At 44.0% G+C, this 13494-nt stretch carries 15 protein-coding genes; 8 read left to right on the forward strand and 7 right to left on the reverse strand.

The annotated features are described in order from the left end of the window. Positions 1-37 precede the first annotated feature (37 nt). Positions 38-256, forward strand: coding sequence for a hypothetical protein (locus OSC7112_RS39410; RefSeq protein WP_190274335.1), 219 nt, complete (start codon positions 38-40; stop codon positions 254-256). A gap of 24 nt (positions 257-280) precedes the next feature. Beyond that, positions 281-403 (forward strand): hypothetical protein, encoded by a 123-nt coding sequence (locus OSC7112_RS41645; protein WP_263053585.1) that lies wholly within the window; start codon positions 281-283, stop codon positions 401-403. 47 nt (positions 404-450) lie between these two features. Here OSC7112_RS41645 and OSC7112_RS39415 read toward each other — a convergent pair whose 3' ends face one another. Further along, entirely contained in the window at positions 451-633 is a 183-nt protein-coding gene (locus OSC7112_RS39415; RefSeq protein WP_041622392.1) for a hypothetical protein, read from the reverse strand. Between the two features lie 352 nt (positions 634-985). Here OSC7112_RS39415 and OSC7112_RS05905 point away from each other — a divergent pair, with 352 nt between their 5' ends. The 3 genes from OSC7112_RS05905 (at position 986) to OSC7112_RS05915 (ending at position 3830) form a co-directional block, all read left to right on the forward strand. Next, on the forward strand, positions 986-1780 hold the full coding sequence (locus tag OSC7112_RS05905; RefSeq protein ID WP_015175048.1) for an ABC transporter permease: 795 nt from the start codon (positions 986-988) through the stop codon (positions 1778-1780). Positions 1781-2006: 226 nt separating this feature from the next. After that, positions 2007-2870 (forward strand): aldo/keto reductase, encoded by an 864-nt coding sequence (locus tag OSC7112_RS05910; RefSeq protein ID WP_015175049.1) that lies wholly within the window; start codon positions 2007-2009, stop codon positions 2868-2870. A 282-nt stretch (positions 2871-3152) separates the two neighbouring features. Continuing rightward, entirely contained in the window at positions 3153-3830 is a 678-nt protein-coding gene (locus OSC7112_RS05915) for a GIY-YIG nuclease family protein (protein ID WP_015175050.1), read from the forward strand. A gap of 200 nt (positions 3831-4030) precedes the next feature. Here OSC7112_RS05915 and OSC7112_RS05920 read toward each other — a convergent pair whose 3' ends face one another. Then, positions 4031-4879: a DUF3598 family protein gene (locus OSC7112_RS05920; RefSeq protein ID WP_015175051.1), complete on the reverse strand. Its 849-nt coding sequence runs from the start codon at positions 4877-4879 to the stop codon at positions 4031-4033. 18 nt (positions 4880-4897) lie between these two features. Here OSC7112_RS05920 and OSC7112_RS05925 point away from each other — a divergent pair, with 18 nt between their 5' ends. Then, entirely contained in the window at positions 4898-5707 is an 810-nt protein-coding gene (locus OSC7112_RS05925) for an SAM hydrolase/SAM-dependent halogenase family protein (protein WP_015175052.1), read from the forward strand. A gap of 7 nt (positions 5708-5714) precedes the next feature. Here OSC7112_RS05925 and OSC7112_RS05930 read toward each other — a convergent pair whose 3' ends face one another. Both OSC7112_RS05930 and OSC7112_RS05935 read right to left on the reverse strand, forming a co-directional pair. Further along, positions 5715-6602, reverse strand: coding sequence for an alpha/beta hydrolase (locus tag OSC7112_RS05930; RefSeq protein ID WP_015175053.1), 888 nt, complete (start codon positions 6600-6602; stop codon positions 5715-5717). A gap of 38 nt (positions 6603-6640) precedes the next feature. Further along, positions 6641-7591: a DNA-methyltransferase gene (locus OSC7112_RS05935; protein WP_223300769.1), complete on the reverse strand. Its 951-nt coding sequence runs from the start codon at positions 7589-7591 to the stop codon at positions 6641-6643. A gap of 225 nt (positions 7592-7816) precedes the next feature. On the opposite strand from OSC7112_RS05935, the gene OSC7112_RS05940 reads away from it, so the two are divergent. Beyond that, positions 7817-8620 (forward strand): helix-turn-helix domain-containing protein, encoded by an 804-nt coding sequence (locus OSC7112_RS05940; RefSeq protein WP_015175055.1) that lies wholly within the window; start codon positions 7817-7819, stop codon positions 8618-8620. A gap of 87 nt (positions 8621-8707) precedes the next feature. Here the strand turns inward: OSC7112_RS05940 and leuS are convergent, their stop codons facing one another. The 3 genes from leuS to aat all read right to left on the reverse strand — a co-directional run bounded on the left by leuS (position 8708) and on the right by aat (position 13000). Beyond that, a complete protein-coding gene (gene leuS / locus OSC7112_RS05945; protein ID WP_015175056.1) occupies positions 8708-11311 on the reverse strand; it encodes a leucine--tRNA ligase in 2604 nt (867 codons plus the stop codon). Positions 11312-11561: 250 nt separating this feature from the next. Further along, a complete protein-coding gene (locus tag OSC7112_RS05950) occupies positions 11562-12305 on the reverse strand; it encodes a Uma2 family endonuclease (RefSeq protein WP_015175057.1) in 744 nt (247 codons plus the stop codon). Positions 12306-12403: 98 nt separating this feature from the next. Then, positions 12404-13000 (reverse strand): leucyl/phenylalanyl-tRNA--protein transferase, encoded by a 597-nt coding sequence (gene aat, locus OSC7112_RS05955; protein WP_015175058.1) that lies wholly within the window; start codon positions 12998-13000, stop codon positions 12404-12406. Between the two features lie 46 nt (positions 13001-13046). Here aat and OSC7112_RS05960 point away from each other — a divergent pair, with 46 nt between their 5' ends. Further along, positions 13047-13376: a DUF8822 family protein gene (locus OSC7112_RS05960; protein WP_015175059.1), complete on the forward strand. Its 330-nt coding sequence runs from the start codon at positions 13047-13049 to the stop codon at positions 13374-13376. The last annotated feature ends 118 nt before the right edge of the window (positions 13377-13494 follow it).

Raw genomic sequence — 13494 nt, forward strand, 5'->3', positions numbered from 1 at the left:
TTAAAAGTCTCTCCATTGAAGGCGGCAACTGGTGTTTTTGCAGAAGTTCCTCAGTTTGCGATCGCGCAAATATCAAAGCCAAATTGAAAAATTCTTAAACTACCTGATTGCTAATCAAGATTTGTTCCAGCAGACAATATCCACAATTCGCGGGATGGTGGCAATCGAACAGGTGGAATTGAAACGGGAACAGGAAGAGAGGGAAGGTCAGCGCGATCGCGAACAAATAGAATTATACAAGCAAAAGGAACAATAGCAGAAAGAGCGCGATCGAGAACAAATGGAAATCGGCAGGAAGAATGAAGACAAAGAGAAAAAGCGATCTCGCCAACTTGAGAATATCATCTTTTTGTCGGAACTGCGATCGGCTGCGGACAAATCTTTTGGGCCGGCTATCCCCTAATCAAAGATACACCGATTAAATGGCAACCTGATTTTTTTCCTCCCGCTTCATCCCTTAGCGGCAACGACGATCGGGAGTTTGCTTTTCGGTTTAATATTCAGCCTGTTGATACTGCGTATCCTGCCACTGGCGAGAAAAATCTCCCCCAGAATCCTGCTGCTGGTAAGAAAAATATTCCCCAGGTAAAGCGGTGCGTGAGAGTCAATAGTAAAGGGCTGCGGTACAATCATTTTTCACCGTCACCCACCCTAGGGTTAGATATTTGTCAAATCTTTATAAACTTAAGAACTTTAACATATTAGTATTTCCAATTAATCAAGCGATTCTTGGTGTGAAAAAATCAATTATTCTTAATAATTGCCAAAAGATATTGGCTTAAGATGGACTGAAATTAATAATTGTAATTTTTATGGTAATTTTTGTTTAAATATTGTTATATAAGTTAATATGGCGTGTTAGTAAAACTACTTAACTAAGGGATCTCAATAATTTAAAATTATAGTGAAAAGATCGGCCAGTACAGCAGTTAACTTCACACAAGCTTTACAATAGGATGAAATCTAAGCATTTACACGGCAAAAAATGGCGACAAACATGGGACGATATTTGCACGTACTGAAATTGTTCTGGGGTGCGGCGATCGCAGCGGAACTAGAATACCGAATCAACTTTGTGCTCGCGGCCATCAGCAGCCTCGGCAATCTTGCGGGCAGCTTGTTTGGGCTGTTTTTGTTCTACCGTACCGGTTACACGTTTTCTGGGTGGAAATGGGAAGAGGCTTTAGTTATACTAGGTATTTTTACGATTTTGCAGGGGTTTTCGTCAACGTTTCTAGCACCTAATCTCAGCCGTATTGTCGATCGAGTCCAGCAAGGTACTCTCGATTTCGTACTCCTCAAACCCATCAGTTCCCAATTCTGGCTGTCTGCAAACACAGTTTCGCCTTGGGGAATCCCCGATTTAATCTTGGGCACCGTATTGCTGCTGTATGCTGCTAACAAATTGGGAGTAGCAATCGGCAACTATTTTTTAACAGCAATACCGCTGTTATTCGGAACTATTACTCTTTACAGTATATGGTTTATGTTAGGGGCAACCAGCATTTGGTTTGTCAAAATTTACAATGTCACCGAAGTTCTCGAAGGATTGTTAGAAGCGGGTAGATTTCCCATGGCAGCTTATCCTGCTGCTTATCGATTTTTCTTCACTTTCGTAGTTCCCGTTGCCTTCTTGACGACTGTGCCGGCAGAAGCCATGCTGGGAAGAGGTGAAATCGTTTGGATCGCAGGGGCGGGAATATTGGCGATCGGGCTGTTATTTTTCTCCCGCTACTTCTGGCAGTTTGCACTCCGCTTTTACACCAGCGCTTCCAGCTAGTGAAGTAGGTAGGGTTGGCTGCTGCACATCTAGATTGTCTATTATGTTTGAGAGGGAGAGGATTTGACACGGGGGGAATAGGGAATGGAAATATACATTTTTAAGGCCAAACAGCTTATCTAAAAAATATTTGTTTCTATTTACTTAGATAGTTAAATAAATGTAAGATTTCAACCTATCCTGGAAAGGTAAACTGGAAATAAACTACGCAAATGAAGGCAAACCAATGAAAAGAAAAAAACTGGGGAACAGTAATTTTACTATCAGCGCGATCGGTCTTGGAGGTATGCCAATGTCCTTAAGCAACCGGCCGCCAGAATCGCAATCAATTGCAGTAATTCACCGCGCCCTCGATTTGGGTGTCACCCTAATTGACACCGCAGATTCCTACTGCCAGGATGAATTCGACAAACACCACAATGAGCAACTGATTGCCAAAGCTTTGGAACAGTACACCGGAGATACTCGGGCAGTTACTGTGGCCACTAAAGGCGGCTTAATGCGGCCTCAAGGTGCGTGGACGCGCAATGGCAACCCCCACCATTTACGCAAGACAATTCGGGAAAGTTTTGAAGCATTGGGCGGCCAGAAACCGATCGACCTTTGGCAATATCACTCGCCAGATCCCGCTTATACCATCGAAGCAGCCCTAGCACCTGCAAAAGAAGCAGTAGAAGCAGGAATGATTCGATTTATTGGAGTTTCCAACTTTTCTGTAGAGCAGATCGAACGCGCCCGCGATACAGTAGAAATTGTCTCTGTTCAGAATCAATACAATCCTTGGCACAGACAGCCAGAATCAGACGGCGTTTTGGAATATTGCGAAACCGAAAAACTGACATTTTTTCCTTGGAGCCCTTTAGGAGGAAGCCGCCGCGCCACCAGCTTGCAAGATATGCCCGCGATCGCCAAATTAGCAGCAGAAAAAAACGTTTCAGTTTACTGTATAGTATTAGCTTGGTTGATGGCCCAATCGCCCTGCATCGTTCCGATTCCCGGTGCGACAAAAGTATCGAGTATTGAAGACTCTGTGCAGGCGCTCGAAGTTAAATTGACTGACGAGGAATTGCAACAAATTGCCGTAAGTTAAGTATATAGCAATCCTTGCAGGAGTCGTACAAAGATTTAGGGGTAGTGCCTTTCTTTGCCTACCCCGACCTTATGGGGGCAACCACGGGCGGTTTACCCTACAAAAATTACACACACAAATGATGCGAGGATTGCTATATAAGGGCAAAAAAACAATAGAACAGGCAAGATGCCTGTTCCACAAACAGAACTTGATTGTGGGCAGTAGGGGTTGGGCATCTTGCCCACCTCTGAAAGCGGGATTTAATGAGTAAAGTTGACATCTTTTGAGGAATTGAATTTAATGGAAGCTAATCAAGTGAATGCCGAGCGAGACGTAGCAATTGAACATCAAAACGTACCTGTCGCCCATGAAGGACTGCACAATTTTTTATACAGTTCCGACTCAGAACACAGCGCAGCGGTCGCTATTTCTGAATTAGAAAATGACGGCACGCAAGTAATGTCGATCGATACATGGCGCGATTTGGCAACTAACGCGAAAGTCGCCGGTGTTTACGCTGTAATGGACACTTCCCGCAACACTCAATTTATAGGTTATTCGCGAAATATCCTGCTTTCAATCAACGGTCACATCGCCCAAAACGGAGCCGAAAATTGTGCTTTCCTGCGCGTGCAAACTTTCAAATTCCCGAAGCGGGAAGAAATGGAAAGTTTGCGGGATGCTTGGATAGCAGAAATTGGCAGCATTCCACCTGGAAACGGTGCGGAAAGTGAAATGTGGGCGGCTACGGTAGGCCAAGCAGCGCGATCGGCAATGTCTGCGGATGAACAAAAAGCTTATGAGGAAAAGAAGCTGAAATTGCGGAAAGCAATGGCAGATTCCACTCTTACCAAAGAGTTAGAAACAGCCGCCAAAAGTGACGGCGAACGACACCAACATCTGGAAGCTGCTGTTAACAATGATGACTGGAGTGCCGTGATTCAATCGCAAACCCAGGAAACAAAATCCGCCGAATAACATTCGCAAAAATACCCAGATTGGTAGGGGCGGGTTCACCAAAGTTTATATCATGAAATAGCAGAATTAACAAACCCGCCCCACCCATCCTAGATACCGACAAACCTGTTCCGCAATCAAAATTTATTGGTTGGGTGGGGGCGGGTTTATTAATATTTGGGATGGAATTAAAAATTGTTGGTGAACCCGCCCCTACAAAATTAAGGACTAACTTTGCGTTCAGTAACTAAAGTTAAACTTACCCATTCACCCCGCTCATTGTAGCTGCGAATCATCCGAAACCGCAAGTCAGGTTCTACCAACCAACCGGCCTCGAAAAATATAGGTTTTCTGGATTCAATCTTGACAGGTAAAGTGCAAGAACCGCCGTCAGGAACCAGCACAACTTGCACCGGCGAAGCACCTTCGTTAAAGTGCAGAACTGAACCGTCTATGGTGGCGCTAGAAGTGATAACAGTAGCATTACTGCCAAAAGTAATTTTCTGCACTAGGCGATCCCTACTTTCTAAATGCAATTGCATCTTGGTAGAATAAAAGTCAGGAGAACGCGAATCTGGATACATTGTCACGGCCTCGCCCTGCCACTCTCCCAGCAAATCGTCAACTGTTAAAGGCGGACGTTCGGGGACATTTTTATCAAGCTGCTTTTCCCGAATTAAGGTAAGATTTGATAAATTGCCGCCGGTATTGTAGAGCTGAACGAAGCGCAACCGGCGATAATTGTAGATAAAACCAAACTCGGCACCGCACTCAGAATAAGGCGCTAGTTGAATAGTTCCCTGACAAAAAGCTCCATTCTCAAAAAACAAGATATCTCGTCCCAAACCCTGATATTCTCGAACAAGTTCGCTCACTTTGGGTTCGCCGACACCGCTGGGATTTGGGGAAAACCGACGGAGTTTCAATCGCACGGTTTTGTTGTCATTCAAACCTTCGAGAGAAATAATGCTAGGAGTATCTTGAAGTACCTCTCCTCGCGCCGATAACTGGGTAAAGGAACCGTGCCATTCTCCCAAGTTTTGCAGAAAGTTTTCCCATTGTGATACCATATTTTTACCTTTGCATATATGTCTAAAAATAGAATTATAACTCTACTGACGGATTTTGGATTAAGTGATGTTTATGCAGGAGTGATGAAAGGTGCGATCGCCCAAATTAACCCGCAGTTAAAAGTCATTGACATTACGCACCAAATACCATCTCAAAATATTGCAGCGGCGAGGTTTTGTTTGATGACTGCTTTTGCTTATTTTCCGCCGGAAACCGTACATATTGCTGTCGTCGATCCGGGGGTGGGAAGCAAGAGACGCCCTGTTGCGATTAAATGTGCTAATTGCTTTCTTGTCGGGCCCGATAACGGGTTGTTTAGCGGGGTGTTGAGTCGGGAAAGTGCGATCGCATCTGTCGAACTCACCAACCCCAAATACTGGCGAACACCTCAACCCAGCAGCACTTTTCACGGTCGCGATATTTTCGCTGCAGCGGGCGCTCACTTGGCGAACGGGGTGCTGTTGGAAGAGTTGGGAGATGCGATCGACCCTGCAAGTTTAGTAGCCTTAGAGATACCAAATTGTGCCGTTACAGCCACAGGTGCAGCAGGCTGCATTCAATATGTCGATCGCTTTGGCAATCTAATTACTAATATCCCCAATAATTGCATTACAGGTAACAATTGGTCAGTAACAATTAGCAATAGTTCTGATATAATTCGCATCCCCAGCGGTAAAACCTACAGCGACAGCGAACCGGGCGATTTAATTGCCATAACTGGTTCTGACGGTTGGGTAGAAATTGCAGTTAATGGCGGCAGCGCTCAATCAGTCTTGCAGCTAGAATTTGGAGATCAAGTACAAATAATTGACAGAGATCGAGCGTAATTTGCATTCATCTCATTCTATAATTATCGGCAAAATCAACAATAGTTTGACTGTATTCGCTACTGTTAAAAAAAACATCTCCATTATTGTGCTTAGCATTAGGAACAAGTAAAATTTTCTTAGGTTCAGGAGAAGCAGCATACAACTTTTTACTCATCCCACTGGGAATCAAAGGGTCAGCAGTCCCGTGGGCGAACAAAACCGGAATTCGCAGCAATTTAACCTTAGCCAAAGAATCAAATTTTTGTGTCAGCAGCAGCCGCACCGGAAACAGCCGCATTATACTGTAGCGTTCTACCATATCCAGCATTGAAGTGAACGAACTTTGAACAATTAATCCCGCAGCTTGCGGATGTGCGATCGCTAATTCCACAGCAACAGCACCACCCATTGAATGACCGTACAAAAAGATTTCGCTGGGTGACAATTGCCGCTGTTTCACTAAATAATTATAAGCGGTTTCCGCATCTTCATATATCCGATATTCGCTGGGAAAGTTGCCTTGACTGCGGCCGTAGCCCCGGTAATCAATCAGCAATACCGAAAAACCCAATTGCCGAAAGCGGTAAGATTGATTGATATTAGCACCGATGTTCAAACCCCTGCCGTGCAGGTACAATAGACTTCCTAATGATTCTCGATTTGCGGCGGGCAGCCACCAACCGTGAAGTTTTTCAATTTTGCGCGATCGAGTTTTAACTGGCAACCAAACTTCTTGGTAAGGGATGTTAAAAGCATCCGGTGTTTTGGCGATGGCAGGTGTTGGCTGAAAGATCAAACGAGTTTGTAGAAAAAACAAGAGTATACAGGAAGCAATGTAGGCGATCGCCCAAATTTTTCCTATTAAAAATAGCAATTGCAAACAATGTCTGTATCTATTTTGTATTGCGAGCATTGTGGTAACTCCAATAAAAACTCGACCGTTTGATTCAATTAAAAAGAATAATTATTAACTTCAAAAAGTAGCCTAGTTTGAGGTAAAATCAATCCTGATGCTTCCTCAGTTAACAATTGGTTGTATATTGTATCCGCTTCGCCAAAAGATTCTTGAGGCAAAAATCTAAATATTGATGCAGCAACATATTGTTTTTCTTTTTCAAAGCTTATCCAGTTTCTTAATAATTGTTCTGCTGCATAACCCGTAGTATTAGAACCAGAAAAAATATCTACTACCAAGTCTCCCGGTTCAGTAAGAAAATTTATAAAAAATGACGGTAATTTTTGGGGAAAACGTGCCGGATGCGCCTTAACATTAAACTCTTTGCACCAACGCAAGTATTGAGAATTACTTTCCGAATTAGAAATTTCTAGCAAATTAGATGGAATAGCACCTCCATTATCTTTGGAAAATCGATCGCTAATATTGTGACCGGAAGGGCGTTCTTTGGGCGTGTAAAATTCCTCAGCATTTTTCAAAAGTTTTTTCATTCTCTCAGAATACTCTACTTTGACTTTAGTAATATTCGCTTGAGGCTGATTCGTTTTGGAAAGCCACCAAACAGTATTCACAGAATCTTTAGCCCGGATTTTCTTTTTATTCACCCACTCTATAGGAGATGGAAGTTTGGAAGGATTAAACCAGAAAAACTCTTGAGCAAGTTTAAATCGATACTCGTCGCATAACCTAATAAGCACGCGGTAATTATACAGCGATCGTACAGGTATTCCTTTTTGATAAGCACCTCCAAGGTCTATAACAAAACTTCCAGTATCCTTGAGAACTCTTTTAATTTCAGGAGCAAAGCCCAGCAGCCAATCAACATATAAATCTTGATCTTCATTTCCATAACTCTTTTGGCGTTGCAATGCAAAAGGAGGGGATGTAATCACCAAATCTACAGAATTGCTAGCCAGACTATTCAGGAGATGAAGAGAATCTCCCAAATAAGATTGACCGTATTGGGTGGTGTAAATTGGGGCGGGCAAAATGTTACTCATGCTTAATTTATATTAGTTTAAGGTACAACAGACACAGCCTACTGTCATTATATCTAAATCCGTACTTTCAGTTTTACTAAATCCGTACTTTCAGTACGTTGTATAGTGTATAAATTCTTCGTACCATTCACAAAGCGAACTTTCAGTTCGTTTTTATCAATTGTGAGGGGTATGAATTACAAAGAAGCCAGACAACAATTTGCGGCCAAGGTAAGTCAGTTACGCAGAGAAAAAAGGATGACACAGGACGAGTTAGCAGAACTCATAGACAAGACTACTGACTATATCAGCTTATTGGAACGCGGTGAAAGATCGCCATCCTTTGAAGTCATTTTCGCTCTAGCTGAAGCGCTCGATGTACCCGCTACTTATTTAATCAGTTTTAGCCAAAGCGGCGAGAGTACAGCTCTCATTAGCACCCTGATAGCTGAACCTGTTTCTCCGTCAGTTGTAGAGCCTGTTGAAGAGGCTGTTACCACGGAAGCAGAACGCATTTCAGATGCTAAACGGCTAGAAAATGCTATGAAAAGCATCCAAGAATTGCAAAATCTGGCGAGTGAATATGGTATTGCGGATATTTTTCAAGATAACGGGGGAAAGACTTTACAGTTATTAATCCTTTTAGGGCTGCGGATATCACCTGGACGTGAAGGAAACGATGCTATTGATGCTGAAGGAAAAGAATACGAACTTAAAACAATAAATATTGCTCTCAATAGAAGTGGTGGGGTCACTACTCACCATCATTTGAATGAAATTATACTTGAAAAGTATCGCAGAGTAGAAGCTTGGTATATTGGACTGTATGAAGGCATAACTCTCAAAGAGATTTATAAACTTACACCTGAAATGCTGGAACCTAAATTTAAAGAATGGGAAGAAAAGGTGAGGCTAAGAAACGAGCCCCTAAACAATCCTAAAATTCCCTTAAAGTTAGTTAAAAAAGGGCAACTTGTCTACTCTCACAGTAAATAATAGTTGCCCTATATTTTTTTTAAAGGAGATTAGGTTGTGTTTGTGGAGAAGCGATACGTTGCCTACAGGTAGCGACTTTTACACTCCTCAAGCTACCACGAAATTAACCAACTTTCCAGGCACCACAATTACCTTTTTAATCTCCTTACCTTCCAGGTGACGCTTGGCCAATTCCGACTCGCGAGCAAACTTTTCCAAAGCAGCTTTATCAGCACCTGAAGGCACTTGAATTGTGCCGCGAGTCTTGCCCATAACTTGAATTACCAGCGTAATTTCATCGGTAACTAATGCAGATGGATCGACAGTCGGCCAAGTTTGCACGTGTACCGATTCACTGTTACCAGTATTGTGCCACAATTCATCAGCAATATGCGGCGCAAAAGGCGCTAACAAGCGAATCAAAGTGTTAATTCCTTCTGCATAAATTGGCGAATTTTTACATTTGGCATCATTCAAAGCATTGCTGAGTTTCATCATTTCAGAAACAGCAGTATTGAACTGATAATCACCCTCCAAATCGTCGCTAACTTCCTTAATTGCAGTGTGAATTGCCCGCCGCAAATCCTTCTCAATTTTGCTCAAATTCTGGCTTTCCAAATTGTCGGGACTATTTAATTGTGGGATGGGCGTCCCGCCCGTCCCCGGTACTTCGGTAGCAGGCAAGATGCCTGCCCCACAAAACTCTGTTACCAAGCGCCAAACGCGATTTAAAAAGCGAAATTGCCCTTCCACATCGGCGTCGTCCCACTCCAAATCCTTCTCGGGCGGTGCTTTGAATAAAATAAACATCCGCGCCGTATCTACCCCATATTTGCCCATAACTTCCAAGGGGTCAACGCCATTATATTTTGATTTGGACATCTTCTCGTAAAAGACTTCCAAAACTTCGCCAGTTTGAGGATCTTTTGGATTTGCGGGGTCTATATCTGCTGGGGGAACGTATTTGCCAGTAACAGGATTTTTGTAGGCCATTGCTTGTACCATGCCTTGAGTTAACAGGCGTTTAAATGGTTCGTCGCAATCGATCAAACCCCGATCGCGCAAAACCTTCGTAAAGAACCGCGAATACAGTAAGTGCAAGATGGCGTGTTCGATGCCGCCGACATATTGGTCTACCGGCATCCAATCATTTGTTTTCGCACTGTCGAAGACTTGCTGTTGATTTTGAGCATCGGGATAGCGCAAGAAATACCACGAAGAATCGATAAAAGTATCCATCGTATCTGTTTCCCGCTTCGCCGGAGTGCCGCAACTCGGACAAGGAACGTTTACCCATTCTTCCATCTTTGCCAAGGGCGAACCTTTGCCAGTAAATTCTACATTTTCCGGCAACAATACGGGCAAATCTGATTGAGGTACGGGTACTGTGCCGCAGTTGGGACAGTGAATTACGGGAATCGGAGCGCCCCAATAACGCTGTCTAGAAATTAACCAATCTCTCAAGCGGTATTGGATTCGGGCTTTGCCATAACCTGCATTTTCGGCATGGTGAATAATCGCTGCTTTGCCTTTAATTGAATCCATGCCGTTGAAGCTTTCGGAATTAATCATAATTCCTGCTTCTGTGTAAGCTTCGGTCAGCGGAATCTCATCATCATCCACAATTACTACTTTAATTGGCAGTTGATATTGATTGGCAAATTTGAAATCTCGCGTGTCGTGGGCTGGTACTCCCATAACTGCGCCGGTGCCGTATTCGTACAGCACATAATCGGCGATCCAAATGGGAATTTCTTCACCGTTGAAAGGATTGATTGCTTTGCCGCCTGTGGGGATGCCGCGCTTTGGTTTGTCTTCGGCTGTGCGATCGATCTCGCTTTGGGCTGCCACTTCTTTGATGAAGGTTTCTACGGCGGCTTTTCTGTCTTCGGTTGTCACGCGCTGAGTTAGTGGATGTTCCGGCGCTAAAACAAGGTAACTGACGCCGTAAACTGTATCGGGACGTGTGGTGAAAACGGCGATTTTTTCATCCATGCCGACAATCGGAAATTCCAAGTAAGCACCGACTGATTTGCCGATCCAGTTGGCTTGCATTAATTTGACTCTTTCAGGCCAATCGGGCAATTTGTCTAAGTCGTTTAATAACTGTTCGGCATAATCGGTAATTTTGAGGAACCACTGCCGCAATAATTTGCGCTCGACTTTGGCACCGGAACGCCAGGAACGACCTTCGTTATCTACTTGTTCGTTTGCTAAGACTGTTTGGTCGATCGGGTCCCAATTAACTGCGGCTTCTTTTTGATATGCTAATCCAGCTTCTAAAAATTGCAAGAAAATCCATTGAGTCCACCGATAATAATCGGGAGAACAAGTTGTAACTTCTTTTGTCCAGTCGAAAGAAATACCCAGCCGGCGAAATAAGCCTTTCATTTGGGCAATGTTTTGATAAGTCCATTGTGCGGGGGGAATTCCTCGCTCGATGGCTGCATTTTCTGCGGGCAAACCAAAAGCGTCCCATCCCATCGGATTCAATACCCGATAGCCTTGCATTCGCTTGAGTCTGGCAATTACATCGATGATTGTGTAGTTGCGGACGTGCCCCATGTGCAGGTTTCCCGACGGATAGGGGAACATGGATAAGGCATAAAATTTAGGCTTTTGCGTATCTTCTGGCATCTGGTCTAAGTTTTGCTCAGCCCATGCCTGCTGCCATTTTTCTTCTATGGATTGGGGGTTATATCTGGAATCCACAACAATTACTCCGTGTAGGATTTACTAATGTTTGCTTGAACATTTTGGCACATTCAAGGGGCCTCGATTCGGATTTTTCTGAGCTCCAAGGATTTTGGCTCCACTCTATGTATTATACATTGTAGTATAGGTGATTTTAGCTGGGGGGCGATCGACCAAATATCCCCGTTCGCCCTGAAAAAAGTAAATAACTGCAATCCCCAGAAACCCGATTTCTTTGACAAACCGGGTTTATTCTCCTAGTTCGAGCTTAGATGCTGTCAGGATCGATGTTCAATTCGCGCAGTTTGGCGGCTAAACGTTCGGCTTTTTGAGCTTCTTGTTCGGCCCGCTGCGAGGCTTCTTCTGCCCGCTGCGAGGCTTCTTCTGCACGCTGAAATTGTTGTTCTGCACGCTGAAATTGTTGTTCTGCCCGCCGTCGCTCTAATTCTCGCTGTTCATCTAATTCGGAATAGGAAAGAAACTTTTGTCCATCAGGTCGATAAATTTCTAAACCTTCCGATTCCAACTCAAACCGCACTCCCAATCTTGGACTTCTCCAGCCCTCCATCGGTTCAATTACTTCTAAGATTCCCTCAAGTCTTTGCCAGCCTTCTAATTCATTTGTTTCGGGATCGTAAAGGTAATACTCCTCAACTCCATGACGCTGGTAAAATGAAAGTTTCTTATTCATTTTGGTTTGGCTGTCGTTGTGGGAGCGAATCTCAAACACGACTTGAGGAGCAAGATTTTCCTCTCGATGTTGTATATAGGAACGCCGATCGCCCTTTGGCCTCCCAAATACCACCATTACATCGGGCGCTTGAGAAATATCTGGTCTACCTTCAACTGGATACCACAGTAAATCGGCGGCTATAAACACGTTTTGGTCATCTTTGAACAGTGACTCGCAACCTTCTTTGATTGTGACAATTAATTTGTATTGAATTGTGCTATCTGCCATCGGTTGACCGTCGCTGGAGGGATAAATGATTTCTTCGGTTGAGAGTTGCATAGCGGTTGTCTCCGAGAAGTATCTCAGCTTAATTATACTATTGTTTGAAGCAGCTACCCGCGCCGGAAACCGCAACAAAATATCTAGTAACGAAATATTTAAAATAGCGAGCAGCGGCGCTTCAAAGCTGCTTGTAAAAGAGTGTTGTACAGTTTTTCCTTAACAGTATAAGCTCCGAATCTTTCCAAGTGCGGATTGTTCATTTGAGCGTCGAAAAGTAGATAAGATCGATCGCGCAATCTCTCCACCAACTTCACCATCGCCACCTTAGAACCCTCGGGAATTCGGTAAAACATCGACTCCCCAATAAACGCACCGCCGATCGACAATCCGAGAATACCGCCCGCCAATTCGTCCCCGCACCAAGTCTCGAAGCTGTAAGCCCAACCGGCCTCATACAAACCCCAGTAAATCTGCTTGAGCTGCTTAGAAATCCAAGTCGTTTCGCGATCGGCACAACCCTCAACCACCGCCCCAAAATCGCGGTTCACAGCCACCGAAAACCGATTTTGATTGAGTTGGCGGCGCAGGGATTTCGGATAGGTAAATCTTTCATCCAGGGGAATCAGCGCCCGCTGACGGCTCGAATACCACCCCAAACTTTCCTCCCCGTCATTTGCCATCAAGAAATAGCCTTGCGCGTATCCTTGTATAATTGTCGGTATATCATATTGCATATATTTATCAGTTGTCATTTCTCAGTTAACTTTTCAAAGTCAACATTAGCAATTAGGAATAATCATGTCTGAAACCATCGAACCTATTACCTTACCGCCCGCCAAAAACCCCGAACAAGAAGGCCAATGGCTCCAAGAAACGCTGCTGGCATGGCTAGATTCCGAGTTTATCCCAGAAGCAGCCAACCAGCAAATAGCTAAAAGAGCTGCCCAAATCTATGTCCGCCAGCGCATGGAAGGCGAAAATGACGTGGGCAGCCTCGTAATTGCGATCGTCACCGAAATGCAGGCTTATGATTTTTCTAAAAGCTTCTACGGCGAATTTGCGATCGCCAATGCCGTCAGCGACTTGTTACTCGAAAGTCTCGGCATCGATAAATGCTGCGGTCAGTGAAGCAAGAAGGAGGAAAATTTAACTCATAAGTCTGAAACAAAAATCAACCCCAAACCTAATCCTGCCGATTAATTGTGAGTTTTTTTCTTCCTTCTTCCTTCTTCCTGACATCCGTTAC

This window comes from Oscillatoria nigro-viridis PCC 7112, assembly GCF_000317475.1.
In the GTDB taxonomy this organism is placed as follows: domain Bacteria; phylum Cyanobacteriota; class Cyanobacteriia; order Cyanobacteriales; family Microcoleaceae; genus Microcoleus; species Microcoleus nigroviridis.